Source organism: Paenibacillus sp. ALE2 (genome assembly GCF_054113385.1).
In genome coordinates, this window is sequence record NZ_CM134213.1 from 2,415,157 (window position 1) to 2,441,268 (window position 26,112).

At 42.2% G+C, this 26,112-nt stretch carries 26 protein-coding genes and 2 pseudogenes; 20 read left to right on the plus strand and 8 right to left on the minus strand.

Translation table 11 applies throughout. The features are described from left to right. Positions 1-97: 97 nt before the first annotated feature. Both ACXHJ1_RS10320 and ACXHJ1_RS10325 read right to left on the minus strand, forming a co-directional pair. A pseudogene (locus ACXHJ1_RS10320) lies at positions 98-226 on the minus strand (L,D-transpeptidase); the annotation flags it as partial. A gap of 143 nt (positions 227-369) precedes the next feature. Next, positions 370-1,413: a LacI family DNA-binding transcriptional regulator gene (locus tag ACXHJ1_RS10325; protein ID WP_107734492.1), complete on the minus strand. Its 1,044-nt coding sequence runs from the start codon at positions 1,411-1,413 to the stop codon at positions 370-372. Between the two features lie 395 nt (positions 1,414-1,808). Here ACXHJ1_RS10325 and leuB point away from each other — a divergent pair, with 395 nt between their 5' ends. The 6 genes from leuB to ACXHJ1_RS10355 all read left to right on the plus strand — a co-directional run bounded on the left by leuB (position 1,809) and on the right by ACXHJ1_RS10355 (position 8,351). Next, positions 1,809-2,909, plus strand: a complete 1,101-nt coding sequence (gene leuB, locus ACXHJ1_RS10330) for a 3-isopropylmalate dehydrogenase (RefSeq protein WP_107734493.1) — start codon at positions 1,809-1,811, stop codon at positions 2,907-2,909. A gap of 1 nt (position 2,910) precedes the next feature. Beyond that, a complete protein-coding gene (locus ACXHJ1_RS10335) occupies positions 2,911-4,053 on the plus strand; it encodes an aconitase family protein (RefSeq protein WP_107734494.1) in 1,143 nt (380 codons plus the stop codon). A gap of 10 nt (positions 4,054-4,063) precedes the next feature. Next, complete coding sequence (locus tag ACXHJ1_RS10340) at positions 4,064-4,573, plus strand: LeuD/DmdB family oxidoreductase small subunit (RefSeq protein WP_107734495.1); 510 nt, start codon at positions 4,064-4,066, stop codon at positions 4,571-4,573. A 7-nt stretch (positions 4,574-4,580) separates the two neighbouring features. Further along, positions 4,581-5,849, plus strand: a complete 1,269-nt coding sequence (locus ACXHJ1_RS10345; protein ID WP_107734496.1) for an aconitase/3-isopropylmalate dehydratase large subunit family protein — start codon at positions 4,581-4,583, stop codon at positions 5,847-5,849. A 17-nt stretch (positions 5,850-5,866) separates the two neighbouring features. Continuing rightward, a complete protein-coding gene (locus ACXHJ1_RS10350) occupies positions 5,867-7,213 on the plus strand; it encodes a 2-hydroxycarboxylate transporter family protein (RefSeq protein WP_107734497.1) in 1,347 nt (448 codons plus the stop codon). A gap of 148 nt (positions 7,214-7,361) precedes the next feature. Further along, complete coding sequence (locus tag ACXHJ1_RS10355) at positions 7,362-8,351, plus strand: D-isomer specific 2-hydroxyacid dehydrogenase family protein (protein ID WP_457906026.1); 990 nt, start codon at positions 7,362-7,364, stop codon at positions 8,349-8,351. Between the two features lie 293 nt (positions 8,352-8,644). Here ACXHJ1_RS10355 and ACXHJ1_RS10360 read toward each other — a convergent pair whose 3' ends face one another. The 3 genes from ACXHJ1_RS10360 to ACXHJ1_RS10370 all read right to left on the minus strand — a co-directional run bounded on the left by ACXHJ1_RS10360 (position 8,645) and on the right by ACXHJ1_RS10370 (position 11,084). Next, the gene (locus ACXHJ1_RS10360) at positions 8,645-9,748 is read right to left on the minus strand and encodes a sensor histidine kinase (protein ID WP_457906027.1); all 1,104 of its coding nucleotides are present in this window, start codon (positions 9,746-9,748) and stop codon (positions 8,645-8,647) included. Beyond that, positions 9,741-10,421, minus strand: coding sequence for a response regulator (locus tag ACXHJ1_RS10365; RefSeq protein WP_457906028.1), 681 nt, complete (start codon positions 10,419-10,421; stop codon positions 9,741-9,743). Before ACXHJ1_RS10365 ends, ACXHJ1_RS10360 begins: the two co-directional genes overlap by 8 nt. A 96-nt stretch (positions 10,422-10,517) precedes the next feature. Then, on the minus strand, positions 10,518-11,084 hold the full coding sequence (locus ACXHJ1_RS10370; protein WP_107734500.1) for a class I SAM-dependent methyltransferase: 567 nt from the start codon (positions 11,082-11,084) through the stop codon (positions 10,518-10,520). A 313-nt stretch (positions 11,085-11,397) separates the two neighbouring features. Here ACXHJ1_RS10370 and ACXHJ1_RS10375 point away from each other — a divergent pair, with 313 nt between their 5' ends. From ACXHJ1_RS10375 to ACXHJ1_RS10385, 3 genes are all read left to right on the plus strand, one after another. Next, entirely contained in the window at positions 11,398-11,979 is a 582-nt protein-coding gene (locus ACXHJ1_RS10375; protein ID WP_457906029.1) for a DedA family protein, read from the plus strand. A gap of 69 nt (positions 11,980-12,048) precedes the next feature. Then, positions 12,049-13,218 carry an MGDG synthase family glycosyltransferase gene (locus ACXHJ1_RS10380; protein ID WP_107734502.1) on the plus strand — a complete coding sequence of 390 codons (1,170 nt, stop codon included), beginning with the start codon at positions 12,049-12,051 and terminating at the stop codon, positions 13,216-13,218. A gap of 45 nt (positions 13,219-13,263) precedes the next feature. Then, positions 13,264-13,956 carry a polysaccharide deacetylase family protein gene (locus ACXHJ1_RS10385; protein WP_457906030.1) on the plus strand — a complete coding sequence of 231 codons (693 nt, stop codon included), beginning with the start codon at positions 13,264-13,266 and terminating at the stop codon, positions 13,954-13,956. Positions 13,957-14,040: 84 nt separating this feature from the next. Here ACXHJ1_RS10385 and ACXHJ1_RS10390 read toward each other — a convergent pair whose 3' ends face one another. Then, positions 14,041-14,298 (minus strand): response regulator transcription factor, encoded by a 258-nt coding sequence (locus ACXHJ1_RS10390; RefSeq protein WP_016820428.1) that lies wholly within the window; start codon positions 14,296-14,298, stop codon positions 14,041-14,043. Then, positions 14,273-14,881 carry a class I SAM-dependent methyltransferase gene (locus ACXHJ1_RS10395; protein ID WP_250251327.1) on the minus strand — a complete coding sequence of 203 codons (609 nt, stop codon included), beginning with the start codon at positions 14,879-14,881 and terminating at the stop codon, positions 14,273-14,275. The genes ACXHJ1_RS10390 and ACXHJ1_RS10395 overlap by 26 nt, the downstream gene beginning before the upstream one ends. A gap of 335 nt (positions 14,882-15,216) precedes the next feature. Between ACXHJ1_RS10395 and ACXHJ1_RS10400 the strand changes: the two genes are divergently transcribed. The 7 genes and pseudogenes from ACXHJ1_RS10400 (at position 15,217) to ACXHJ1_RS10430 (ending at position 22,017) form a co-directional block, all read left to right on the plus strand. Continuing rightward, positions 15,217-15,855, plus strand: coding sequence for a glycoside hydrolase family 11 protein (locus ACXHJ1_RS10400; protein WP_017425612.1), 639 nt, complete (start codon positions 15,217-15,219; stop codon positions 15,853-15,855). Positions 15,856-15,958: 103 nt separating this feature from the next. Further along, a pseudogene (locus ACXHJ1_RS10405) lies at positions 15,959-16,117 on the plus strand (SUMF1/EgtB/PvdO family nonheme iron enzyme); the annotation flags it as partial. A gap of 135 nt (positions 16,118-16,252) precedes the next feature. After that, positions 16,253-17,257, plus strand: a complete 1,005-nt coding sequence (locus ACXHJ1_RS10410) for a LacI family DNA-binding transcriptional regulator (protein ID WP_457906031.1) — start codon at positions 16,253-16,255, stop codon at positions 17,255-17,257. 163 nt (positions 17,258-17,420) lie between these two features. Then, positions 17,421-18,746, plus strand: a complete 1,326-nt coding sequence (locus ACXHJ1_RS10415) for an ABC transporter substrate-binding protein (RefSeq protein WP_167438562.1) — start codon at positions 17,421-17,423, stop codon at positions 18,744-18,746. Positions 18,747-18,806: 60 nt separating this feature from the next. Next, positions 18,807-19,691 (plus strand): carbohydrate ABC transporter permease, encoded by an 885-nt coding sequence (locus tag ACXHJ1_RS10420; RefSeq protein ID WP_045244978.1) that lies wholly within the window; start codon positions 18,807-18,809, stop codon positions 19,689-19,691. Continuing rightward, positions 19,691-20,518 carry a carbohydrate ABC transporter permease gene (locus tag ACXHJ1_RS10425; protein WP_457906032.1) on the plus strand — a complete coding sequence of 276 codons (828 nt, stop codon included), beginning with the start codon at positions 19,691-19,693 and terminating at the stop codon, positions 20,516-20,518. Before ACXHJ1_RS10420 ends, ACXHJ1_RS10425 begins: the two co-directional genes overlap by 1 nt. Before the next feature lie 35 nt (positions 20,519-20,553). Beyond that, a complete protein-coding gene (locus ACXHJ1_RS10430) occupies positions 20,554-22,017 on the plus strand; it encodes a glycoside hydrolase family 32 protein (RefSeq protein WP_457906033.1) in 1,464 nt (487 codons plus the stop codon). 76 nt (positions 22,018-22,093) lie between these two features. Here ACXHJ1_RS10430 and ACXHJ1_RS10435 read toward each other — a convergent pair whose 3' ends face one another. Continuing rightward, a complete protein-coding gene (locus tag ACXHJ1_RS10435) occupies positions 22,094-23,293 on the minus strand; it encodes a macrolide family glycosyltransferase (RefSeq protein WP_457906034.1) in 1,200 nt (399 codons plus the stop codon). A gap of 237 nt (positions 23,294-23,530) precedes the next feature. Between ACXHJ1_RS10435 and ACXHJ1_RS10440 the strand changes: the two genes are divergently transcribed. The 4 genes from ACXHJ1_RS10440 to ACXHJ1_RS10455 all read left to right on the plus strand — a co-directional run bounded on the left by ACXHJ1_RS10440 (position 23,531) and on the right by ACXHJ1_RS10455 (position 26,046). Further along, positions 23,531-23,725 carry an H-type small acid-soluble spore protein gene (locus ACXHJ1_RS10440; protein ID WP_016820419.1) on the plus strand — a complete coding sequence of 65 codons (195 nt, stop codon included), beginning with the start codon at positions 23,531-23,533 and terminating at the stop codon, positions 23,723-23,725. Between the two features lie 18 nt (positions 23,726-23,743). Next, positions 23,744-23,914, plus strand: coding sequence for a hypothetical protein (locus ACXHJ1_RS10445; RefSeq protein WP_013373210.1), 171 nt, complete (start codon positions 23,744-23,746; stop codon positions 23,912-23,914). Positions 23,915-24,166: 252 nt separating this feature from the next. After that, positions 24,167-25,399: a sensor histidine kinase gene (locus ACXHJ1_RS10450; RefSeq protein ID WP_117289960.1), complete on the plus strand. Its 1,233-nt coding sequence runs from the start codon at positions 24,167-24,169 to the stop codon at positions 25,397-25,399. After that, complete coding sequence (locus tag ACXHJ1_RS10455) at positions 25,396-26,046, plus strand: response regulator (protein WP_016820417.1); 651 nt, start codon at positions 25,396-25,398, stop codon at positions 26,044-26,046. Before ACXHJ1_RS10450 ends, ACXHJ1_RS10455 begins: the two co-directional genes overlap by 4 nt. Positions 26,047-26,112: the final 66 nt, after the last annotated feature.

Below are 26,112 nucleotides of genomic sequence, written 5' to 3' on the forward strand. Positions count from 1 at the left end.
AAGTGGAGAGCAACAAATCACCTGTAATCCCACTTACAGTTATTTCTTTCTAAGTATTACTCCACTAACCCCAGTTCCTTTTATACATTTGATCAGACTCTCCTAATACATGGCCATATATTGTTAATTTTGTGCCTAGGGGGACCAGATTGTATAATTCCATGACATCGTGGTTCCGCATTCGAATACAACCATGGCTCTGATGCTGTCTAATAGAATATGGTAGGCTTACCACAAAAAAACACTTCCAAGGTTGTGCCATATCTTACGACATGGTGCATTTTCTTGAAGGTGTTTTTCAGTCTCGCTCTATTTATTTTAAAGAGACAGCACTTCGTCATATGATCAGCCTTTCATGCGCTCGGAAAGTTAAGGATTATCATCCGGCGGTAAAGGGAATGAAGCTCGAATATAAGTTGTTGGAGCTATTTTTTGATGAACAGGTAACAACCGTTCATGTAGGTTCTTCTGGGATAACGATTTATACAGTATAGATATAGCTGCAGCGGCTATTTGCTCAGATGGTATATCGATGGCCGTAATGGGTGGTGTAGAATACTGGGTAGCGTCTGGTCCGGTCATCCCGATCGATATGATAGCAACTTCCTCAGGGATTTTAATTTTCAAACGGTTAAATTCATGGATCATTCCCATAACGATAGTATCCGATTCACAGAATATCGTTTTAGGTCTATCCGTCATTTGCAGATATCTCTCTGCAGCTGTAACTCCTCCGGCAAGCGAATTCGGTGCTGTTATAATGTGTGATTGATCAACCACAATATGCTGCTTCCTGCACTCCTCAAGAAAAGCGTTTATACGCTGGTTGGAAGCAACATAAGGACTTTCTACTGCCACTACTCCGATATGTTGTACCGACTGCTTATTAAGCAAAGAAACCGCCTCTATTGCAACTTCGCCAGAGTCAACATAAACTGTGGAGAATTTTTTAGACTGGCGGTTAATCAAAACGATTGGCATGCGGGGCGACAATGACTCTAAATACGCAAGATCCGCCTCGGAAGTAGCACCTATAATAACTCCATTATACGTATTATTCATGATTTCTTTAGCGTCTTTGGCGATTTGATCATTCATATAAATACGTATAACAAGCTCAAAATCAAATTGTTTTTTTTCTATTTCGGATTGAATCCCCGCCAACAGTGCCGTCAGCATGTTCGTCCGGGCATCTAATGTCCAATATAAAGCAATGATCGGCTTGGCCCGATCTAAATTGCGTAAACGTCTTGCACTTACATTCGGCTGATACCCCAATTCATCTATGGCTTTCATGACTTTATTGTAGGTTTTCGAGGGAATATTTCGTTCCTTCGTTTTGCCGTTAATGACAATGGAAACCGTCGAAACAGATACCTCAGCCAGTTTAGCAACATCCTTCAGTGTAACCATCTTAAGGTCTCCAATCTAATAAATAATTGGTCATACTTTCCTTAAATATAATCTTAATCTAATTTTCTGTAAATGTGAACAATTGTGAAAAATAGAACATGTCCTTGATTTGTTTATTTTATTGATATAAAATGAGCTTGTCAACGAGTACAACGTTATACTAAAACGTTGTACTTAACTTAATTTCAAAAATGCGGCCGAAACCTTAGAAAGGAGAAGAGTGAATGCCTTGTGTGTAGTGGATAGATAAGAATATTGATTTTTAAGTACAACGTTGTACTTACTGTGTAATCGTAATTATTGTTATGTTTCGGCAAATCCAAGGAATATAACGGTGATCTCTTTGGATGATTAAAAATATGATTCCGTAATATTAAAAAGAGAAGATGAGGTAAATGGCATACAATATCTCGGTTATTTATGGAGATGGTATCGGCAAAGAAATCGTTGACCAAGCGATCAAAGTAATGAATGAAGTCGGCAACGTATTTCATCATACCTTTCATTTTGAAAGATGTGAAGCCGGAACCGAGGCCGTTCAAAAATACGGTGAACCCCTTCCTGATAAGAGCCTAAGGCAATGTCAAGAAAGCGACGCGATATTACTCGGAAGCCTGTGGCTCGACAAGTATCCGGAATTGCCACAAGAAAAGCGTCCAAGCTATGTTCTTTCTCTACTTAGGAAAAAGCTAGAGCTTAAGATAAATCTTCGGCCGATTTCTGTTTATAAATCATTGGCAGAATTGAGTCCACTGAAGAACAGTATTATTGGCGAGGGGTTTAATATTCTTATGCTTCGTGATCTGGCTGGCGGCATGCTCATGTCCCAAAGATACCGAGGAACCGGGGATTATGGCAAAGAAGCATTCGATAAAGAGTACTATAACGAAGAAATGATCAAAGCGAATGCTTGCGTTGCGTTTGAAATTGCTCGTGGGCGCAGCAAGAAGGTCACAAGTTTGGATAAGGCGGTCATCCTGGAAAGTTCGAAGTTGTGGCGTGAGGTTGTCCAAGAGGTTAGTGCAGATTATCGGGATGTAGCTCTGGTGAATCAGTACATTGATGATGCAGCCGCGCAGGTCATTACCGATCCTCATAACTATGACGTCATTCTAACGTCTGGCATGTTCGGAGATATCCTTTCGGATGAAATATCCGCATTGGCAGGAACACCGAATGTACTTCCGTCAGCGGAGCTCAATCGCCAGGGCAAAGGTCTGTTTACACCTAACCAAATACACAATAAGGATTATTCCATTGTAGGCAAGGATATCGCTAATCCAATCGGATCTATTTTATCCGGTGCGATGATGCTACGTTTTGCTTTTGGTTTGGAAGAAGAAAGCCAAGCCATCGAGGGAGCGGTTAAACGGGTACTAGATGAAAAATACGCAACAAAGGACATTTGCTTACCGGGAAGTAAACGGATTGGGACAAGCGAAATGGGGTCTATCATATCCGAAAAAATAAGAAAAATTGGGAAGGAGCTAGTTTGATATGACGATGATCGAATCCATTTTGAACGAAAAGTCCGAAGTAACCACAGTTATTGAACCGAACTATATCGTTTTAAGTGACAGTTTACCATTAGAAATTGTAAATGAATTAGAAAATATAAAGCGGCTTGAAGCGCCTGAGCGGGTGATCGTAATGCTCTATTTCGATACTCCTGCTGGGAATTTCATATCGGCTGAAATACAGAAGAAGCTTATCCAATTTGCTCGTAAGCACGAACTGAAATTTGTCCAAGCCCAAGGCATCGGATACTACATTTTGCTGGATCAATATGTAAAACCTGGTGACATCGTTGTTTCTTCAGGTAAGCATAACAGCATTTTCGGTGTAAAGCAGGCTCTCGGAATACATGTGAATCCATCCGAATTGCTTCATGTGTGCACAAACGGCCAGATGAATATAGTGGTTCCGGAAACCGTGTACATTGAACTTACGGGTCAACTAAAACCCGAAGCGTCCATCAAGGATTTCGCAATTTCTTTTTTAGCATCGGAAGAACTTAAGTACGCTGGCAAAGCTATCGAGTTTTATGGCAAGGGCTTAAATTCCTTATCTCCGAAAGAAACAACAGATCTTTGCCAATTGGCTTCGAGAAGCGGCGCTGTGACAGCTTTTCTCCATACAGATTATCAAGGACCGGGCCAAGAAAGCTATGATCTAGGGGATGTGCAACCCATGGTTGCTCTGCCGGGATCGATCCATCAATCGCAACCTGCGGCTGAATTGGCAGGCACTCCATTATCGGCTTGTTTCATCGGCGGATGCACAGGAGGCAGTATTGAGGATTTGAGAACAGCCGCAGCGATTTTGAAAGGAAAACGGATTCCCATAAATATGCGGTTGTCGATTGGACCACAAACTAATGAAGTTTACAAGCAGGCTATTTCCGAAGGGTTAATTCAGACCTTTATCGATAGTGGTGCGCAAATTTTGAGCACAGGCTGTGCCAGCTGTGTGACAACTTCAAAAGGTGTTATTGCCAAAGGCGAAACGATGCTATCGGCTAGTTGCTGGAATTATAAGGGGTGTAACGGCTCAAAGGACTCGCTGGTTTACCTAGCTTCTGCAGAATCCGTCGCTAACTCCGCGTTGAAGGGCTGTATTACATTAAATTCGAAGGGATGAGAAGACTTTTATGGAAAAGAAATTTAGCGGTAAGATATGGAAACTACCGGACGATGTTGATACAGATACTATTATTGCAGGTCGGCATGGAGTTATCCTCGATAAAATAGAAATGGGTTCGCACTGTCTTGAAACACTTCGCCCCGAATTTGCATCCCAGGTACAACCGGGAGACATCATTGTAGCTGGTAAAAATTTCGGCTGCGGATCATCGCGGGAAATGGCCGCCGAAGCGATTAATGTACATGGTGTTTACTGCATCATCGCTAAATCTTTTGCCCGCATTTTCTTTAGAAATGCAATCAATAACGGCATGCTATTGATTGAAAATGCGGAAATACCTGAGCACTGTGAAGAAGGGGACATCCTGACTGTCGAAGTAAACCAGTCAGTTACCGTCAATGGTAAGAGCTTCAGCATTCCCAAGGTGCCCGATAACTTGTTTGAAATTATTCAAGATGGCGGACTAATCCCCAATATCATTAAACGAATGGAAAAAGTTGAAGCAGAAGGGAGATAACAAAACAATGGGACATACACTGGCTGAAAAACTATTAATGAAAAATACGGGAGAACAAGGTCTGGCCCCTGGTGATATTGTAATCGCTCGGCCCGATCGATATATGATCCATGATATTTACACTTCGTTCCTAAAGCGCGCTTTAAAGGATATGCATGTGACCAAAGCGATCTACCCGGACCGCGGAGTAATCATCTTTGACCATCTGATGCCGACCAACCAGGCGGATACCGATCCTGCCCATTTTGTGGATGGACTTGAGCTGGCTGAAAAATTTCAAATTAAAAATGTTCATAAGGGCGAGGGAATCTGCCACTCTCTGATGCATGAACTAAGATACGCAAGACCAGGTGAAATCGTCGTAGCCACAGATAGCCATACAACGACCTATGGCGGGGCGGGCTGTTTCTGTACTGGCATTGGACATACCGAAATGGCAGCAGTTGTGGCAACGGGCGAGATCTGGCTCAAAGTTCCTTCGGCCATCAAGATTGTGCTTGATGGTGAGTTTCCGAAAGGTGTCGGAGCAAAAGATATTATTTTAAGAATCCTTGGTGACATCAAATCGGACGGCGGTCAGTACAAGTCGATGGAATTTACAGGAGCTGCCGTGCGCAGCATGAGTATGCAGTCACGATTCACCATAGCCAACATGGCTTTGGAAGCCGGTGCAAAGGTAGGATTATTCGAAGCAGATGAAAAAACAGCCGAGTATTACGACATGGACTACAATGATATTTCCTGGCTGAAAGTAGACGAAGACGCCAAGTATGAACAAGTTCTTCATTACGATGTCAGTAAGCTTGAGCCCCAATTGTCATGTCCGCAAGGCGTTGATAATGTTCATCCTATTTCCGAAATCGAAGGAACGAAACTGAATCAGGTTTATATTGGTTCTTGCACCAACGGTAGCATTGAAGATATGGAGACGGCAGCTAAAATTCTTGAAGGTAAAAAAATTGCTCCTTTCCTGAAAATGATCGTGATTCCGGCAACCATCAACGTTTACAAAGAAGCGATGGAACGCGGTTATATTCAAACCTTCATCGATGCCGGTGCCAGTGTATCGCACCCTTGCTGCGGATTATGTTGCGGGCAACCTTATGGTTTAATGAGCGACGATGAGGTGGTACTAGGTACTAACAATCGCAACTTTATCGGCAGAATGGGAACCAAGAAGTCGCTGATTTATTTATCTTCCCCGGCAGTAGCCGCGGCATCCGCCTTAACGGGGGTCATCACTCATCCAGCTAAACAATTTGCGCTACAACAATAAACAGATGGGAGTTTACTATGGATAAGCAAATTGGGGTTACCGCCATTCAGCCGAAGTCGAATTTCATAACTCAATTTAAAAAAATAAAGATTTCAGGATTGTCACTAAAATATTATATTCCCTTTTCTATCATTATATTGCTTGCGGTCTATACCGGGAATTTGAATAAAGATATTATCGGTTCGATTGCATTTCTCTTGATGGCTGGTGGTTTGTTCTCATATATTGGAGGCGTCATTCCTATTTTCGGCAGTTGGATGGGAGGGGCGATCCTCCTGCCGTTATTTGGTGGCTCCGCACTCGTGTATTTTGGTCTGATCCCGAATTACGTACAGACGAATATTTCTGGTTTAATCGGATCGGGCTTTGTTAATTTATTTTTGTCGGCAATCATCATCGGTTCGATTCTTAGTATGGATCGGAAGGTGCTTGTCTCCATCTCATTACGGCTATTACCGTGCATTATTGGTGCTCTGGCCTTTGTATTCATCTTCTTAGTTCTAGGATCGCTCTTAACAGGCTCAACGTTGCTGGAAGGTCTGTTTATGATCGGTTTGCCGAATTATTCTGGAGGCTCTTCTGGTGCAATCGCCGTTGTTCCGTCCATTTACAGCCCGCTTTTTCACAAGCCGGCAGGAACTTTTTCGGGGCAGTTCCTAGTATACATGAACATTTCGAACCTGATTTGCGTCATTTTCGCTGGCTTGTTGCATAAACTTGGTAAGCGCTATCCTTCGCTAACAGGTAATGGCGAATTGCTGAAGAATGTGCGCAAAAGTGCAGATCAACCTGCACAAGAAAAAGCTAAAGTCTCGAGTGATTTGAAAAAAGATATTACAAAATTAGGTACAGGCTTGTTTGTTTCGGTTGTTTTTATAATCGCCGGTAACATTTTGCAGAGCCTTATACCACAGCTTAACTTTATAGCCTGGGCTGTAATTTTGGTCATTATCGTGAAAGCAACAGGCTTTTTGGATGATACCTTGTGCCAATCTAGTGACTATTGGCAAGGATTTATGGTTCGAAACTTTTTACCGTTCCTGATCACGGGGATTGGGATTGCATCGCTTGATTTGAGCCAAGTGTCCTCCTATTTTACAGTTTCGAATTTTATCATTATCATTTTTGGGGTTATCGGTTCTGTGGTAGGTTCATTAATCGTCGGCAAGTTTATGAAATTCCACCCCATTGATTCGATGATCGCCGTAGGTCTTAATTTAGGAAATCTGGGAGGAACCGGCGCTATCGGGGTATTATCAACTTCAGAGCGGATGGGGATGATGCCATTTGCAACGATCGCCAACCGGATCGGCGGAGCCATAATGGTTATTGTTATCAGTTTGCTGTTGCCATACTTTTTATAATGCACCAATTAAAAATGTTTCCGCTATTCGGCTGGCATTGGACGATATATGGGCAGTATTAATGTGAAAATGTTCACAATTTACTGCCCGATAATAACGCATTTCCATTTTCCATTATAAGGCCAATCGCCGAAAGGAGTTTTCAACCTTGAATAAAATCGTAGTTTATCAAGCTCGTCCTGACGAAGCGGCATACTTCAAAAAATTTGGGAATGAGTTTGATTTGGATATCAGATATGTGACTCAAGAGTTAAATGCCGAGACCGCAATTCAAGCGCAAGACGCTGAGGCTGTAACGATACAAGGGAGCAATAAAGCGGATCGAGCAACTTTGCAAGCTTTAAGTAAGGTTGGGGTCAAGTATCTCGCTTTAAGAAGCGCCGGATACAATTATGTAGATAGAGCTGCAGCTAAAGAGTATGGCATTCGCTTTTCTAATGTTACCTACTCGCCCAATAGTGTCGCAGATTTTACTACGATGTTAATTCTAATGTGTGAACGTAAAGCACAACAAATTTTAGCGCGAGGCGCCGTACAGGATTACACTTTGGCAGGTATTCAAGGTAGAGAAATCAGAAACTTAACTGTGGGAATTATAGGTACTGGCCAGATCGGAGCTACTGTTGCCAGAAATCTTTCTGGATTTGGATGTAACATTATAGGTTACGATATTTACGAAAATGATAATCTAAGGGATTTGATAGAGTATGTTTCGCTGGAAAAGCTAATCTCCACTAGTGATGTGATCAGCCTGCATGCACCATTATTCGATAGCAACTACCATATGATTAATCGGGAAAGCATCGCTAAGATGAAGGATGGCGTCTGCATCGTGAATTGTGGCCGGGGACCTCTAATCGATACCGAAGCGCTGATTCATGGCATCGAGACAGGCAAAGTAGGGGCTGCAGGACTGGATGTCATAGAAGATGAATTGGGAATATTCCATGAGGATCACCGTTTGAATGTTCTGAACAATCACCAACTGGCTATTTTAAAATCATTTCCCAATGTCATTGTAACGCCACATATGGCATTTTATACTGATCAAGCGGTGAGTGATATGGTAGAAATTGCGCTAAAATCGCTCAACTCTTTTATGAATAATGGCACGAGTCAGTGGGAAATCAAGAGTTAGTTATCTTGACTCAAGTGGTCATTTTCATTTTGGGTAGTACCAGCGCCGTTGATACCACTCGCAAATGTGTGGGTTAAACTAGGGATTTATTAAACACCTAATTATATTCAAGCTACGCATCGGTGATCGCCAGCTTTGAATAGACTTTCAGCGATTTTCTTTACGGACGGAGCATGGCTGAATCAATGCATCAAAAAAAGCAGCCACTACAGGCTGCTTTTATATTACAGGCTAATTGCTCGTGTCTTTGTTCCCATTTGAATATCCATCCGCTTTTTCATGCTTTTTAGTGATTATGAACTGGAGCTTCTATCTGTAGGTAAGTTCAACTGAAATATAAATGTGTTATTGGTGTGATTGAGCGTTAAGGTGCCTTGATGTAACTCAACAATATTCCTTGCTATGGAAAGCCCCAGCCCTGCTCCTGTTTGGATACCTTCGCTGCTTCTTGAGTGGTCAACTTTATAAAAACGGTCAAACAGCTTCTCTTTTTGATCTTGCGTGAGAGGAATTCCTTCATTTTCGACCTCAATCGTAATTTGCTCAGGAGTTGCTTGTAGTCGAATGCAAATGCCTCCCGGCTTTAAGGAATATTTTAAGGCGTTCATGAGAAGATTATCGATTGCTCTGGCCATTTTATCGCTGTCAACGGAGGTAAAGATCGGGGAGTCACCGATTTCCTTTACTATATATACACCGTTTTCTTGAGCAATGGGTTCGAACTCGAACAACAATTGATCCAAAAGTTGAAATAAATTGATCCTTCTCAGATTTAAATGGGTATCGACCGAAGTGAGCCGTGTATATTCAAACAAGTCATCCAGCAACTTCTTCAAATGAATCGCTTTGTTATAGGTGTTCTGAACAAAGCGCGTATATTCATCTTTATCTTGATATGAGTCTGTTCTTAAAAGCTCGATATAGCCGATAATGCTGGTCAGAGGCGTACGCAAGTCATGTGAAATACCAGTGATCAGCTCCATCTTGGATTTTTCTATTTCACGTTCTTTTACAATCTGCTGCTCTAAACGTTCGGTCATTCGATTGATGTTGTGCGCGACCCGTCCAAGTTCATCTTGCCGAACCACAGGTACCCGATAATGTAAATTGCCTTCAGAAATAAATTGAAGCCCTTGCTCCAATGTAATTAAGTCTCTAACAATTCGTCGTGTCAAAACTAAAAAAGTAAAGATAAACGTAACCATAAACAAGGGGGTAAGAAGATAAGGAAAAAAGTTGCGAAACCAATGCCATTCCATGACATTGCTAATTTTCAGGAAAAGTAAAATGAGAATATCATTTATAGCAATAGCGATAATGAGACTCAGCACCATCCTGATTAAAATGTTGACCTGGATGCGTTTTTTTCGTTTTGGCTTTTGTATATGTTCATTCAATTTTGTAGCCAACTCCCCACACCGTTTTAATATATTGTGGATTTCTTGGGAATTGCTCTAATTTTTCTCGTAAATTACGAATATGAACCATCACCGTATTGTCAGAGAACCCGTATGGCGCTTTCCATACATTTTCGTAAATGTGCTCTGAACTAAAAACCTGTCCAGGGTGGCTGGCAAGCAAGATCAGGATAGAAAACTCTAGAGGAGTCAGCGAAATTCCATTCCCCTTTAACTTTACCGAATGTTTACTCTTATCAATCACCAGGTCCTTAATAAGGATAAGCGAATTAAATTCTTCTTTTCCTATTAATGACTGACGCCGTAGCTGCGCTTTTACGCGAGCAAGCAATTCTAACGGATTAAACGGTTTGATCATGTAGTCATCTGCCCCGGTAGTCAGCCCATTGATTTTATCAATATCTTCTTCTTTGGCTGATAGCATGATAATCGGAATATTCGAGATTTCCCTTATTTTAAGACATGCTTTGATCCCGTCCATTCGTGGCATCATGACATCTAGGATAACCAGATGAATTGATGTTTTCTTTATAGCATTCAGAGCTTCCTCCCCGTCAGCCGCTTCAATCACCTGGTATCCTTCATTGCGTAGATATACATGAATGACATCTCGAATTTCGGAGTCATCATCCACAACAAGGATTGTATTCATTACTGACTGCTCCTTTTTTAAAAATTGGTAGAATTAAGATATTTAAGGTGCCATATTAAATTGTTATCCATAATTAGCCCACGTTCATTCCACCGTTTACATCGTTTCCCTTTTACGACAAACGTAAACGAAAGCAGGAGGGATATTGAGAGGCACCCAATCAATTTTTTCGATGATAAATTTTTCGGAAAGCTGCTTTTTCATTTGAAGTGAATATTGAAAGGCGATAAATAGGCCTCCAGGTTTGAGAGCTTTATAAATCTGTTCAACCAAAGTATCTCTCAATTCACGCTCAAAATTAAAAAAAGGTAGCCCGCTAAAAATACAATCCAACTGTTGAATGTTCTCTTGCTTCATTGCGTCTACTAAACGTGCAGCGTTCGGATGACAGGAGAAGTCTGGATATTCTGTCTGTAAATTATTCCTCATCGTCTCATCCATCTCAAATAATAACACTTTTGTTGCCTCACTTACCTGGGTATTGATACAACGTGTGATGGCACCTGTACCCGATCCGAGCTCTGCGACTGCCTTAACCTCGTTCCAAGGCGCTTGTTTAACCATTTTGGTTGCCAGAAACCGGGAGCTTGGTATAACACTTCCCACATTTTTCGGACTGTGAATAAAGCTTCGCAAAAATAAAAGATTTTCATTGAGTTTCAACTGATTATCCTCCATTACTATTTATGTTGTCAGGCACAAAGCTGAGTATGGTTTAAATATTGAATACAGAAATCATAATGAAAAAAACTAAGGAATTTATGAGTATATTTCTAAAGAAAATCTAAAGAATTCATCTATGGAAGGCTTAAAGTTTATGTCATCCAACCCAAAAAGCCTTACCAATCAAGTTGGTAAGGCTTTTTTATAAGAAGAAACAGTTAATTACTTTAGAATTTCTTCAGAAATATCCCTATAATCTCCTAAGATTTTTATACTAATATACTCTCATCGACATAACGAGGAGGGTTAGAACATGATTAGCGATATCGTCATACAGCTAGTCAATCAGTATGGATATTTGTTTTTTTTCCTAGCCTTCTGCTTAGGCCCATTCGGGATCCCAGTTCCTAATGAGTTAACCATAATAACAGGTGGAATTTTGAGTAACAACGGAGTTTTAAACCCGTGGATTGTATATATGGTTATCCTCGCTGGCTTGTTTACAGCAATTACATTTGCTTATTTTGCAGGCAGAATTTTTGGAGAGAAATTCAAACCCAAGTTTCAAAACAACCGTCATTTCTTGAAAGCAGAGAAACTTTTTGAACAACACGGAGATATTGCAATGTGTCTTGGAATGTTAATTCCAGTCGTTCGGTATATTCTGCCTGTGTTTGTTGGTCTCAACGGTGTCTCGTACAAGAAGTTTGCTTTGATTTCGTATTTGAGCGCGTTTGCTTGGACCACTACATTCTTTGCTTTTGGCAAATTCTTTGGACATCATATATTAAATTTGCTAGATACAATCGATCCTAAATTAGCCGTGGCTGCCCTAATAATAGCCGTTGGCACTTTTATCATAACGAAGTGGTTCAAGTTAATCTTTACTGCATGAGACGATGAATGAAATAAATAAGACAACACGGTTTGATTTTTTGAAACGATATAAGGAGAACTGTAATCAATGAAAAAAGTAAAGAAAGAAAAAATATTGATTCTTACCGGAAATTATGGAAATGGTCATAATCAAGTAGCCCAAGCACTGCAAGATGCAGTGCAGATTCGGTTTCCTCATATGGAACCTGTCGTTATTGATTTTATGGAATGGATTCATCCCTATGTGAATCATTGGAGTCGATTGCTTTATCTGCAAGCCGTCAAAACATTTCCACAAGTGTATGGATATCTATATCAGAAAACACGGAAGCCAAACGCTCTATCCCATATCGTAAAAATCGTTTTCTCTACTGGAATCGGACGAATGATGAAATTAATTGGTAAAGTACAACCCACTATAGTAATAAGTACATTTCCTTTGGCCGCAGGCGTGATGTCGAAGCTAAAATCATATGGATTAATCGATATTCCTACTGTTACTACGATTACCGATCACACTGATCATAGCTCATGGATCTATCCCTATACCGATCAATATATCGTAGGCACCAAAATTGTTCGTGATTCTTTGATTCAGTTAGGTGTTGAAGAGATGCAGATTTCGGATACAGGAATTCCTATTCGGCCGCAATTTTCTCAGTCCATGGAAAGAGTGAAAACGGCAAAGAAGCATGGTTTAGATCCTTATATGCCTACTGTGCTTGTGATGGGAGGAGGTTGCGGCATGATTGGCGATGGAAGCTCTACGATTCAGGAATTTGATCAATTGCCTCAACCTGTACAATTCATCATTGTTTGTGGGCATAATGAAAAGCTTCGAATTAAATTGAGTGAGAAGCTGAAAGGTTCCAAACATCGCATCCATTTAACAGGTTATATTCATTATGTTCATGAATTAATGGCCGTATCTGACATTATGATTACTAAGCCAGGAGGAGTTACGACTTTTGAGGCGATTGCTATGGAGCTGCCGATGCTACTTTGTAAGCCAATTCCTGGTCAAGAACAGGATAATGCCGATTTTTTGGTTCGCTCCGGTGTAGCCATTCATGCAGAGACATCTCGGGATTTAACAAAGCAGCTATCGAAATTGCTAAATGATGCAAAACTTCTTCAGGAAATGAAGACAAATACTAAACGGTTCCATCCTAAAGAGTCCGCGTTTGCGTCATTAGAAGTTATTTTTGGAATTGTGAAAATGAACAATAGAGTCAATGGAATAAATATATGCTCCTAAAGAAAGACAAGCATTGATTCATTACTGTTAAAAAGGAGCAGGATTATGGAGCAGACATTCATAATTATCATCAGTGGATTACTCATCTACACGATTATTCCAACCCTTATGGTTCGACTATTTGGAATCGGGGTTTATAAAAGAGGAACGAGCAAGCAGCCCATTGCTTTGACCTTTGATGACGGTCCAGACCCAGAATATACGCCTCTTTTGCTTGATTTATTAAAGAAGCACAACATCAAGGTAACCTTTTTTGTCCTTGGTCGAAAAGCGGAGCAATACCCCGATCTAATTCAACGAATGCACAGTGAAGGACATCTTGTTGGAATTCACAATTACGTGCATTGGTCCAATGCCTTGATGAGTCCAAAGAAGGTTCGAGAGCAGGTAAACAAAACGGCCAACGTCATTGATCGTATTATTGGGAAAAGAACCTTTTACTATCGGCCCCCATGGGGAGTTATCAACCTGTTTGACTTTTTTTTGATGAGGAAATTTCGTATGATTCTTTGGTCTGTTATTGTAGGTGATTGGAAAAGCTCTGGCGGCAAGCAAAAAATTAAGCAAAGGCTGCTGTCCAAGCTAAAGGGGGGAGCTGTCATTGTTCTTCATGATAGTGGACAGACGTTCGGAGCAGACAGGGAGGCACCTGCATATATGTTGGAGGCACTAAATGAATTTATCACTGAAGCATTATATACAGGGTATTCCTTTCATAGAATAGATGCTGATCGTTAAACGGGCTAAGTACATGAGTTCGAGAAAAATTGAATCGAAAGGTTCTAAAATAAAACTTAAGCCAGGAACATATTTTGTTCGGGCTTAAGTTTTTTTACTTAGGTCTTTGATGAGGACCATAGGGGTGTCAGACATTTTCCATATTTTAATACAGGCCTGGATACTATCCGTTCGTAGCATCTTAATATCTAGGATGACCAGTTCGAAAGAGATTGATTTTACTAGATTTAGCGCTTCCAGACCATCTGCAACTTTTATGACAAAGTATCCCTCATTGCGCAAATATGCATGAAAAACGTCTTGAATCTCTGAATCGTCAGCTACAACAAGTATTGTATCCATTACATGGCACCTCTTTTTTGCGACAGATATATACAAAAGCAGGAGGGAAATTGAAGGGCACGAACTCAATTTTTTCAATAGTTAAGTCTGCGGCAAATCTTTTTTTCATTTGTAACGAGTACTGAAAAGCAACAAAAATTCCTCCAGGTTTTAGTGCCTTCATAATCTGATTAAGTAAAGTTTCTCGCATTTCACTCGTGAAATTAGAAAATGATAATCCGCTAATAATGCAGTCCAACTGGCCGATGTCATCGTGATTTAATTTTTTAACTAATTGGCAAGCATTAGAATGGCACACGAAATCCGGGTATTCTGCCTTCAGATTCTCTCTCATTTTCTTATCTCTTTCGAACAATAACACTTTTGTTGATCCAGTTAATTGTGTCTTCATGCAACGTGTGATAGCACCTGTACCTGACCCAAGCTCTGCAACTGTCTTTACCTCATCCCAGGGTACAGACTCAACCACTTTAGCTGCCAAAAATCGAGAGCTAGGTATGAGGCTTCCCACTCGTTGTGGATTTGTGAGGAAACCTTGCAAAAAAAGTAGATATTCATTGAAATTCATTTGTTTCTTCTCCATGATTTATTTTCTCCCTATTTTTTTCGTTTCGATATAAAAATAGTAACGAAAAAATCTAAGGATTTTACGAGGATATATCTAAAGAAAATCTGAAGAAAGAAACCCTGATATACGCTCGACGGGCTCTATAAAACTTAAGGAAATCTAAACATAATAGAGTTTAATGTTTAATTTGTCGAGTTTTTATGTAAACGCTATCATTATATAATTTTACTTAGAAAGGAGGTGAAAGTAAGAAAACACGGAATATGGTACACATAAGCGATGTACTGCAACAGAGAATCGACTGAAAAGCAGGTGTAGAATGCAAATATAAAAATTTCAGGAGGTAAAGTATGTTTAAGTTTAGTAAGAAAATGTTAACGGTAGTTCTTGCAGCTTCCATGAGTTTTGGGGTGTTTGCAACAACCTCAAGTGCAGCGACAGACTATTGGCAAAATTGGACCGATGGCGGTGGGACGGTCAATGCTGTTAATGGATCAGGCGGTAATTACAGCGTAACATGGAAGGATACCGGGAATTTTGTTGTCGGTAAAGGCTGGACTACTGGATCGCCCAACAGAACGATTAACTACAATGCCGGTGTCTGGGCGCCGTCTGGTAATGGATATTTGGCTCTCTACGGGTGGACGAGAAACTCACTTATCGAATACTACGTCGTTGATAGCTGGGGAACTTATCGACCTACCGGAACGTATAAAGGTACGGTGACCAGTGATGGAGGCACATATGACATCTACACAACAATGCGATACGACGCACCTTCCATTGAAGGCCAAAAAACGACGTTTATTCAGTACTGGAGTGTTCGACAGACGAAGAGACCGACCGGGGGCAACTCCACGATCACTTTCAGCAACCACGTGAACGCATGGGCGAGCAAAGGAATGCATCTGGGGAACAACTGGTCTTACCAAGTGTTAGCAACAGAAGGATATCAGAGTAGTGGAAGCTCTAACGTAACGGTGTGGTAACCACTCAACTGCAAACGGTTCAACGAACGGGAGCGATTGGCATTTCATCACGGGGAAAGCAGGATGAGGGCACATAACCGTATTACAACATAAACAAGGTAATAACGCCGGAGACAAATACTTATCTGGAAACTGGAACTGGGCTATCATAGAGAGCAACAATAATAAAACAAAATCGATCGGTACACGAAAACCCAACGAGTTAGGAATTTGCGATATGTCTGGCAATGTAAAGGAATGGTGTTGGGATTGTTACGGAGACTAAAGGGATACGGTAGTTAATGAAACAGCGACAGTTGAGGACGATTTCTCGTCCACGGCTGTCGCTGTTTTATGTATGGGTTAACATAATACCTAAGGTTGTCGAAAAGATGAGGAGGGGGTATAGTTTATATGTATGTATTTTGCTCGGAAAGAGGTTCATATGGCAACAATTCATGATGTGGCGTTAAAAGCGGGCGTGTCGGTCACTACAGTATCCCGTGTAATGAATAACCGGGGCTATATCAGCGAAGCTACACGCAAAAAAGTGTTCGATGCAATGGAAGAGCTTAATTATCAACCAAATGAAATAGCACGATCCCTGCTACGCAAGCAGTCCAATATCATCGGTCTTATTATTCCCAATGTCTCGCATCCTTTCTTTAGTGAGCTTGCTAACCAGGTGGAGTATTATGCCTATCAGCAGGGGTGCAAGGTTCTACTCTGCAATTCGCATATGGACCCTGTGAAGGAAAAAGTGTATATCGATATGTTAAAACGAAACCGGGTAGACGGCATCATTATGGGTAGCCATACCTTGGAAGTAGAAGAGTACCGACATTTGAATTCACCAATTGTGACATTTGACAGACAGATTGATCCACAAATCCCGTACATATCTTCGGACAATTATCGCGGAGGTGAGCTGGCTACGGAACTGCTCATTCGCAAAGGGTGCCGGAAAATTGCGCATATATGTGGAAATCTGGAGCTGAACATGCTGTCCAATGAGCGGACCACAGCTTTCCGGGATGTCGTGAACAGGCATAGTGTCGAGCATGTAATCGTTCAAACAGACCTGAATGTGTTCGACCAAAAGGAGTACGAGCGATTGATTTCCAAACTCGTTCATGAACATCCAGATGTGGATGGGGTGTTTGCAACAAGCGATATTATTGCAGCCTTTGCGCTGAAAGAATATATCCGCGCCGGACGGCATGTACCGGAGAATGTGCGTATTGTAGGCTTCGATGACGTGAGCGCTGCTTCCTGGCTGACGCCTGAACTTACATCGGTAAGACAGCCAATTGCAGAGATCGGCAGGTTGGCGGTCGAGCTGATTCGTAGACAGGCAGAGGGAGAGCAGGTACAGCCTGTTAATCGGCTGCCTGTTGAACTGATTGAGCGTGCAACGACCTGAATGAAATCTGTTCCTCTAACAAGGGGAACAGATTTTTTTTAGAGAATGTTAAAGGTTTAACATGTCAAACGATTGACATAGAATGATTCTTTGACATATAATCCGTTTGTAAGCGTTTTATTTAAGCATTCAGAGCCATTACAGAAATAGGGGGATGACAACAGTGAGGAAATTCAAAAGAGTTCAATGGATGGTAATGCTGCTTCTTTTGGTTATGGTGGTGTCTGCATGCGGCGGCTCCGGAGGAGAAGGCAATTCAGCTTCTGGAGGGGGATCAGCGGATTCAGGAAATGTGAAAATTACACTTTTGAACTCTAAGGGTGAAATCCTTTCACAACTGGAGGATGCCGCCAAGGCGTTCCAGAAAGACAATCCCGGCATTACTGTTGAAATCCAGCCGGTTCCGGCCGGTGGATCGCCTTTTGAGCGTGCCTCTGCATTGTATGCATCCGGAAACCCGCCGACCATGATCATGCTTGATACAGGTGATGTGGAGAAATTCAAGGATCGTATCCTCGATCTAAGCGGAGAAAAGTGGAATGCGGACACTGTTGAAAACGCTACCACAACGACGACGTTTGACGGTAAAAATTACGCGTTTCCGCTGGCTGTTGAAGGCTACGGATTCATCTATAACAAAGCGGTTGTTGATAAAGCGGTAGGCGGAAGCTTTGACCCCACCACAATTAAAACCCGAAATGATCTTGAAAAGCTGTTTCAGCAAATCGAGGCATCTGGGAAGAAAGCATTGGTGATTTCACCAATGGATTGGTCCCTAGGCGCTCATTATTTGCCACTTGCTTATGCAGGCCAGAACAAAGACATGGCTGAAGTGGACAAATTTATGGCATCACTGAAAGCGGGCCAGGCTAACTTGGCTACCAATCCAGTATTTAACGGACTTATGGATACATTCGACGTCATGATGAAATACAATATCGATCAGGCTTCCCCACTGGCAGGCGCTTATGAGCGTGGACCAGAACTGCTTGGTAAAGGCGAAGTTGGTATTTGGTTCATGGGCAACTGGGCATGGCCGCAAATCAGCGGTTTTGATACGGCTAACAAAGAATATGGTTTCTTGCCTGTACCCATTAGCAACAATGCTGATGACTACGGTAATCAGGAAATTTCATCCGCTGTTTCCAAGCGTATTGTCATTGACAAGGAGAAGAGTACGCCGGAGCAGCAAGAGGCAGCGAAAAAGTTCCTGAGCTGGATTGTCTATGATGCGAAAGGCCAGGATTTCCTCGTAAACAAAGCGAACATTATCCCAGCGTTCAAAAATATTACACTGCCTGCGGCCGATCCACTTGGCAAATCCATTCAGGATTATATTGCAAAAGGCAAGTCAGAGCAATCGATGAGCTTGCTGCCGGCCGATCACTGGTCTAAGCTAGGATCTTCCATGCAAAAATATCTGGCGAAGCAGGGCGATCGCGCAACACTGGCTAAGGAAATCGAAAACTACTGGAAAAGCGTAAAATAAGGCTTATTTCAAATTACCCGGAAATAGAGAGAGAAATCCGAAACAAAGAGAGGGATCACCATGATTGCGGAAAAAGGAGTATGGAACCGGCTACGGTCACGGCTGCTGTTCACCGGACCAACCTTGTTTGCCTTCATAACGGTAATGATCATTCCATTTTTGTACGGCATTTATCTGACGTTCACAAATTGGGATGGTATTTCCACGACACTAACGCTGGTTGGCATCCAAAACTATCTGGCCGTTTTTCGGGATATTGAGTTTTGGAAATCGTTCGCCTTGACGCTCAAATATGTATTTTATACCGTTGTTCTTATCAATGTTATCGCTTTTATGCTGGCTTATGTGCTGACTAAAGGGTTAAAAGGACAGAGTATTTTCCGGGCAGGATTTTTCCTGCCCAACCTTGTCGGCGGCATTGTACTCGGTTTTATCTGGCAGTTCATCTTCAACAACGTGCTGGTCTACTTGGGGCAACATGCCGATATTCAGGCGCTCAGCACGACTTGGCTGGCTGATCCTGACAAAGCGTTCTGGACACTCGTGATTGTAACCGTGTGGCAGAACGCGGGTTACATGATGGTCATTTATATTGCAGGTTTGACGGGTGTGCCGAATGATATTATGGAGGCTGCAAGCATTGACGGGGCGAGCAGCTGGACTAGACTGCGGAAAATGGTGCTGCCCTTGATGGTTCCTTCTTTCATCGTATGTATATTTTTGTCCCTGCAGCGTGGATTTATGGTCTATGACGTCAACCTTGCGCTCACGAAAGGCGGGCCGTTCAGTAGTACTCAAATGGTGTCGATGCATGTGTATGAAAAGGCATTCCTTTCCCGTGATTATGGTGTAGGGCAGGCAGAGGCATTCGTACTGTTCCTGATGGTTGCTCTCATCACTCTGCTCCAGGTTTATTTTAGCAAGAAGTTGGAGGTGGAGGCGTAATGGCAAGCAAAAAAATCGCTTCCTCCATGATCAAATTCATTGTGCTAACAGTCCTACTCATATTATTCATCGTACCGTTCGTCTTTCTGCTGATCAATTCGTTCAAGGACAATATGGCGATTACCTCGAATCCGTTATCGCTTCCAGAGAGCTTCAATATGACCAACTATATGAATGCATTTGATAAAATGAATTATATCACTGCATTCACTAACTCATTGGTCATAACGGTGTTAAGTGTCTTGTTTATCTCCCTGTTCGCGGCGATGACGGCTCATTATTTTGTCAGAAACAACACCAAGTTCAACCAATATACATTTATGCTGATGGTAGCTTCCATGATTATTCCATTCCAGGCCATCATGATTCCATTGGTGAAAATTTACGGCTCACTTGATCTGCTGAACAGCAAATGGTCGCTGATTTACATGTATATCGGTTTTGGTAGCTCGCTGGCCGTCTTCATTTATCATGGATTCGTAAAGAGTATTCCGAAGGAACTGGAGGAAGCGGCGCTGATTGACGGCTGCACGCGAATTCAAACCTTCTTCCGAATCGTGTTTCCGGTATTGATGCCTACGACGGCCACTATTTCCATTCTCAATGTACTGTGGATCTGGAATGATTTTCTGCTGCCTTCGCTCATTCTGGTCGATCCTGAGCAAAGGACGCTTCCGCTGTCCACGTACAACTTTTATGGAACCTACACAGTGGATTATGGGCCATTGATGGCAAGTTTGGTCCTAACCATATTCCCGATCATTATCATCTATCTGTTTGCCCAAAAATATATTATTCAGGGTGTTATGCAAGGTTCGATTAAATAACTGTAGGAGTAGGATGCCTTATCAAACATACTAGAGTGTATACGAGAGAAAATGCTGATCAATTTATTTCCCAATCCAAGCATATGCTTCGGCCGGATTATCGGCTGAACTATCATTTAATGGCTGAATTTGGCTGGATGAATGATCCGAACGGTTTCATTCAATATAACGGGCAGTATCACTTGTTCTATCAACATTATCCGTATAAATCGGTGTGGGGACCGATGCACTGGGGACACGCAGTCAGCAACGATCTTATGAAGTGGGACTATCTACCGGTTGCTTTGGCTCCAGACAGTGAGTTCGACCAGGATGGCTGCTTCTCCGGCAGTGCGGTTGAGCAGGACGGGAAGCTTGTCCTGATGTATACCGGACATGTTGTAACCGGCCCCGACAAAGATCAGGATTACAAGCAGTCACAGGGAATTGCAGTATCAGAAGACGGAGTGACATTCGAAAAGTGGGAGGGCAACCCGGTCATCGGTTATGACGCCATACCGGACCGGGTCAGCCGCAAAGATTTTCGTGATCCCAAGGTGTTCAGGCACGAAGATCAATACTACGTCGTGCTTGGTTCTAATGACGCCCAAGGGAACGGGCTTGTACTGCTTTACCGATCTAAAGACTTGAGAAACTGGACGTATGTCAATGTGCTGGCTGTGAGTGACGGACGCTACGGCGATAATTGGGAGTGTCCGGATTTGTTCCCGCTCGGCGATCGGCACGTATTCATGCTGTCTCCACAGCGCATGCCTGCTCAGGGAGAAGCATACCGTAATCTGCATTCCACCATGTACGGTATAGGTGATTTCAATGCGGAGGCTGGAACATTTACGGCAGAGCGGTATGCTCAGGTAGATCACGGATTCGATTTCTATGCCCCACAGTCAACCTTGGATGATCAAGGGCGGCGTATCATCATCGGATGGATGGATATGTGGGAGTCGGAGATGCCAACCCAGCAGGGACATCATTGGGCAGGTGCGATGAGTCTTCCGCGACAAGCCGTGATCGATCACGACAGATTGCTATTCCGTCCGCTTGATGAGGTTGAAAATTACCGATCCAATCTGTTCGAACAGCGGGATATCTTGCTGACAGGCGAGCAGATCATGGACACGTTCGGAGATAGCTACGAACTGAAGGCGGTATTTGAGTTCGAGGCTGGTAATACTGATGAATTCGGCTTGAAGCTGAGAGTGGGCGACGAAGAGGAAACGGTACTGTCGTATCGTCCCGATGACGGTCTATTCCGTTTTAACCGTGAGCGTGCTGGTATCGGACCGGGCGGAGAGAGAAGAGTACCCTTGGGCTTACAAGAGGGACGTTTGGAGCTGCGTATTTTCGTCGATAAAAGCTCTGTAGAAATATTCATCGGTGACGGTGAGTACGTCCTCACAGGAAGAGTGTATCCCGGAATGGAATCAACAGGTATTCGTGCGTTTGCGAGCGGAAAATGTACGATGTCCTCGTTCCAGAAGTGGGATATCCTCACATAGAATCGCATCACAAACAGGAACCTAACCGTTGATGGTCAGGGTTCCTGTTTTTTTGTGAGAATTGTGCTCGTGTGATTTATGCGCGCTTATTTTGCAGATAAGCATCAAGATAAGCATCAATTTTGGTGAGGGCTTCTTCTGTACCGCCGGATTGCTGGAAGCTATTATTTATTTTTTGTACGCCCTCTTTATAGGCTGCGTTTGACACGACCTCACGTACGGCATCTCTTAACGATTGTGCATTGATTTGATCTTTAGTTATTCGATAGCCAGCCTGAAGTTCCGTTAACCGCTGCGCGACCATGGGCTGATCTTTGTCCTGAGGCAGCACCACCAAGGGGACATTAAAGTGAATTCCTTCATTCACACTGTTCATTCCACCATGAGTAATAAATACATCTGTATGACGTAATACCTCCAATTGAGGTACATAGGGTGAGATGATAAAGTGCTCAGGGGCTGGATTAATTTTGGTAAAGTCAGCTTTCTCGCCAGCCGCAATCACGACGATGCCTTCAAAATCGGAAAAAGCCTCAATACAGGTGTTAAAAAAGTTCTCAGTCTGATCCAGCACAGTTCCCATCGAAATATACAAAACCTTGTTACCTTGAAGTCTGTCTAGCGGGAATGAATTTTCTCTTTTGCGCTCCGGGAAGCTGGGGCCAATAAAAAGATGCTCGTCCCCAAATTGTTCACCATTCGGTTGAAAATATCTGCTCGTATATACGACATTCAAAGCTCCTGAATTGTTCATAAATTGAACCAGATCTTTGGGAGCAACACCGAACCTTTCTTTCATGAGTTGCAGTGAAGACGTTACTTGTTCATCAGGCTGAAACGGTACTTTAGCGTCGGAGCGGAAGAGATTGGCAGCCATCAGATGATTTGAAATGAGAAAAGATGGGGATGAAGAAATGCCTGGAATATTCAAATAATCTCTTACTAATTCACCAGCTCCGAATCGATCATAGAACACCAAGTCAAATTGAATACGCTCGGACAGCTCCTGAGTGATGGCTAAGATGTCCATCGAAGTCTGGATATGAATATTCAAAAATGCGTTCAGTCCTGCCGGAGTGTTGGTATCAATGGAAGCAGTCCTGACCAGATCAGGATGCAGGTGAACCTTCGCTCCAACTGCTTCGAGTCTATTCTTGTATTTCTCAGTTGTAATGTAATGAACCTGGTCCCCTCGAGCTGCAAAGGCTTGCGTGATCCCAAGCGTGGGGTTTACATGTCCTTCTGCCGGAAAATTAACCATTAATACATTTAACATCCATCCTTACTCCTTTCCTTCTCTTTCATTTAAGATGCAGTTTTAACTGAATCTCTCAATCCATAATAACAATAATATTTATTTTTTCAAATGATATCCTTTCATGATTGCGTTTTAAAACAGTCAATATAATTCAAAAGAATAAGACAAGGACATGTTGGCATGAAATGTGTATAACAAATATTTACCTCGTGCATAGTAAAGACGAACCTATTTAGCGAGGGAGGTTTTTTCTAAATGAATGTCCAAAGAGCACAAGAAATAGCGTCCTCTTCCATCATGGCAAATGTGTTGTGCGATGGGTTACCCATCTACATTCAGCATGTGAACGAACAACGTGAGACGGCACGAATCTATGCGCTGAACAATCCGGAAGAGGAACGGGAAGTGCCTTTGTACGCGTTAACAGAACGAGATCAAACCCTTGAATAGAAAGGAGCGATATGAAAAGTGAAACCCAATCAACAGAAAGAAATCGAGGCAGATCGTTTGAATTTTCGTGATCAGACGGACGATGTGGTCAGAGAAGTACCGGCCACAACAGATGCCAGCGAAGCTGTTGCAGCAATGACCTCGCATATCAATAAATATGATGTACCAGATGAGTTGGAAGAAGAATAGGGAGTGGACAAGCGCGCACAGGATAACCTGTTGCGTGCTTTTTATATGACGTATAATTGGATTGTATCGAACAAAAAGTATTCAATGCCCAAACGTACAAGTGAAGCTGCCCGTGTGTACGTTTTTTTCTTTTCGTTTTTTTGTAAAATAAGTTATACATGATTTCTGTTCAAACGAAATGGACCCGCTGCTCATAGCGGCATTGTCTCTAATAAGTTGAAAAGCATGAATTCAGAATTGTAGGAGGGAATTATGAACGATGAATTCAATGTACAGGTTCAAAATCTAGATCCGGAAATAAGTGCAGGTGAAGTTGAGAACAAGGACATTTCGAAAATATTAACTATTATATGGATTTTTATAATTTATAGTGAGTCTGTCATTCTTCAACATTTGTTCGGTGGTTTATATCTGCTGCAAAGTTCCTTGTTTACTGTAATCATCATATTGCACATCCTCTTGTACTTGCATGCTCATAGAGTTGCAAAATATTTTTCATGGGCTTATTTTGTTGTACAAGGGGGCTTGATCTTTGCAAGTGCATTTCTTCTACCTGACAGTTTCTCCATAGTACTGGTGGGGCTAATGCCCGTTTTGGTGGGTCAGAGTATAGGTATTTATTATAAGCCGCTCAAGGTTATTCTTGTATTTTTGATCTCCTATGTGCTCTTTTGTGTGGCTGTGGTCTCTCACAATGAGGGCAGGCAATTTGTGTTGTTCATCCCATTATTTTTTCTAATTGTCGTTGTTATAGTAGCTTATGCGGTTCTTTTTCTCAAACAAGTCAAAGCACGAATCCGCACGCAAAATGTTCTGAAAGAGCTTGAAGCCGCACATCAAAAGGTGGAAGAACTTACAATTGCCAATGAACGACAACGTATGGCTCGTGATCTGCATGATACGCTGGCTCAAGGGCTTGCTGGGCTAATCATGCAGCTTGAAGCCATTGATGCTCATCTGAGCAAAGGAAGTACGCAAAGGGCTCAGGAGATCGTCCAACAATCGATGTCACAAGTGCGAAGAACATTGTCTGATTCGAGACGAGCTATAGACAATCTGCGTTCGAAAACCATCTCGGAGGTTGATTTTGCAGAGGCCGTGGAGGAAGAAATACAGCGATTTACTATGGCTACGAGCATTCGAGTAATACGCAACATCAAAATTAAAGCTTCCGTCCCCAGACTGTTGTTCGAACATGGATTGTTTATAATAAGCGAATGTTTAACCAATGTAGCGAAGCATTCACATGCGAATACCGTATGGATTCATATTTTAGATAACGAAGGCAAGATTGAAATCGAGATTCGCGATGATGGCAAAGGATTTGATAAGGATATTATTGCCAAGCAGACAGGACATTACGGAATTATAGGTATGCATGAACGTGTACGGATGCTGGGTGGAAACATAAATATCAACAGTATAGTTCAAGAAGGTACAGCTATAAAAATAGAGGCGCCTCTTACTAAAGGAGACCTATCATGAAATACAAGATTTTAATCGTCGATGATCATTGGGTCGTTAGAGAAGGGTTAAAGCTGGTGTTGGAGACCAATGACAGCTATGAAGTTATTGGTGAAGCCGGAGAAGGTACAACAGCTCTTAAACTGATCGAAGAACTCCAACCGGATGTCATATTGTTGGATTTATATATGCCACAAATGAGTGGTTTGGAAACTATGAAAGCCCTCAGAGAAAAACAAAATGAAACGCCAGTCATTATCCTGACTACCTATAACGAAGATGATCTCATGATTAAAGGACTTTCTTTAGGGGCAAAGGGATATTTATTAAAAGATACCAGTCGGGAAAACTTATTTCGCACGATTGAGTCAGCACTTAGAGGCGAAACGTTGCTTCAGCCAGAAATAACAGCTAGGGTGTTCGCTGCAACGAATAAGAAAGAAGCCAAGCCAGAGCCGCACGAAAGCAGCTTAGTTCTTACTGATAAGGAAAGGCACATATTAAAGTCGGTTGCACACGGTTTTAAAAGCAAAGAAATTGCCTTTGATATGGGAATTTCCGAGCGTACCGTCAAAGCGCATTTAACGAATATTTATAACAAGCTTGGTGTTGATTCTAGATCCGAAGCCGTTGCTGTTTCGTTGGAGCGTGGTATTTTACAGCTTTAGAGATGTTAACTAAATATATGTTATTTCATTGCCCAGTCGTACATAAGGTGCTTGCCCCTTTGTACG

What these genes read in the sequence shown, in the direction of transcription:
- ACXHJ1_RS10325 (WP_107734492.1), bottom strand. Translation starts at nt 1,413, where the DNA reads ATGGTTACACTGAAGGATGTTGCTAAACTGGCTGAGGTATCTGTTTCG.
- leuB (WP_107734493.1), top strand. Translation starts at nt 1,809, where the DNA reads ATGGCATACAATATCTCGGTTATTTATGGAGATGGTATCGGCAAAGAA.
- ACXHJ1_RS10335 (WP_107734494.1), top strand. Translation starts at nt 2,911, where the DNA reads ATGACGATGATCGAATCCATTTTGAACGAAAAGTCCGAAGTAACCACA.
- ACXHJ1_RS10340 (WP_107734495.1), top strand. Translation starts at nt 4,064, where the DNA reads ATGGAAAAGAAATTTAGCGGTAAGATATGGAAACTACCGGACGATGTT.
- ACXHJ1_RS10345 (WP_107734496.1), top strand. Translation starts at nt 4,581, where the DNA reads ATGGGACATACACTGGCTGAAAAACTATTAATGAAAAATACGGGAGAA.
- ACXHJ1_RS10350 (WP_107734497.1), top strand. Translation starts at nt 5,867, where the DNA reads ATGGATAAGCAAATTGGGGTTACCGCCATTCAGCCGAAGTCGAATTTC.
- ACXHJ1_RS10365 (WP_457906028.1), bottom strand. Translation starts at nt 10,421, where the DNA reads ATGAATACAATCCTTGTTGTGGATGATGACTCCGAAATTCGAGATGTC.
- ACXHJ1_RS10375 (WP_457906029.1), top strand. Translation starts at nt 11,398, where the DNA reads ATGATTAGCGATATCGTCATACAGCTAGTCAATCAGTATGGATATTTG.
- ACXHJ1_RS10380 (WP_107734502.1), top strand. Translation starts at nt 12,049, where the DNA reads ATGAAAAAAGTAAAGAAAGAAAAAATATTGATTCTTACCGGAAATTAT.
- ACXHJ1_RS10385 (WP_457906030.1), top strand. Translation starts at nt 13,264, where the DNA reads ATGGAGCAGACATTCATAATTATCATCAGTGGATTACTCATCTACACG.
- ACXHJ1_RS10390 (WP_016820428.1), bottom strand. Translation starts at nt 14,298, where the DNA reads ATGGATACAATACTTGTTGTAGCTGACGATTCAGAGATTCAAGACGTT.
- ACXHJ1_RS10395 (WP_250251327.1), bottom strand. Translation starts at nt 14,881, where the DNA reads ATGGAGAAGAAACAAATGAATTTCAATGAATATCTACTTTTTTTGCAA.
- ACXHJ1_RS10400 (WP_017425612.1), top strand. Translation starts at nt 15,217, where the DNA reads ATGTTTAAGTTTAGTAAGAAAATGTTAACGGTAGTTCTTGCAGCTTCC.
- ACXHJ1_RS10410 (WP_457906031.1), top strand. Translation starts at nt 16,253, where the DNA reads ATGTATTTTGCTCGGAAAGAGGTTCATATGGCAACAATTCATGATGTG.
- ACXHJ1_RS10420 (WP_045244978.1), top strand. Translation starts at nt 18,807, where the DNA reads ATGATTGCGGAAAAAGGAGTATGGAACCGGCTACGGTCACGGCTGCTG.
- ACXHJ1_RS10425 (WP_457906032.1), top strand. Translation starts at nt 19,691, where the DNA reads ATGGCAAGCAAAAAAATCGCTTCCTCCATGATCAAATTCATTGTGCTA.
- ACXHJ1_RS10435 (WP_457906034.1), bottom strand. Translation starts at nt 23,293, where the DNA reads ATGTTAAATGTATTAATGGTTAATTTTCCGGCAGAAGGACATGTAAAC.
- ACXHJ1_RS10440 (WP_016820419.1), top strand. Translation starts at nt 23,531, where the DNA reads ATGAATGTCCAAAGAGCACAAGAAATAGCGTCCTCTTCCATCATGGCA.
- ACXHJ1_RS10450 (WP_117289960.1), top strand. Translation starts at nt 24,167, where the DNA reads ATGAACGATGAATTCAATGTACAGGTTCAAAATCTAGATCCGGAAATA.
- ACXHJ1_RS10455 (WP_016820417.1), top strand. Translation starts at nt 25,396, where the DNA reads ATGAAATACAAGATTTTAATCGTCGATGATCATTGGGTCGTTAGAGAA.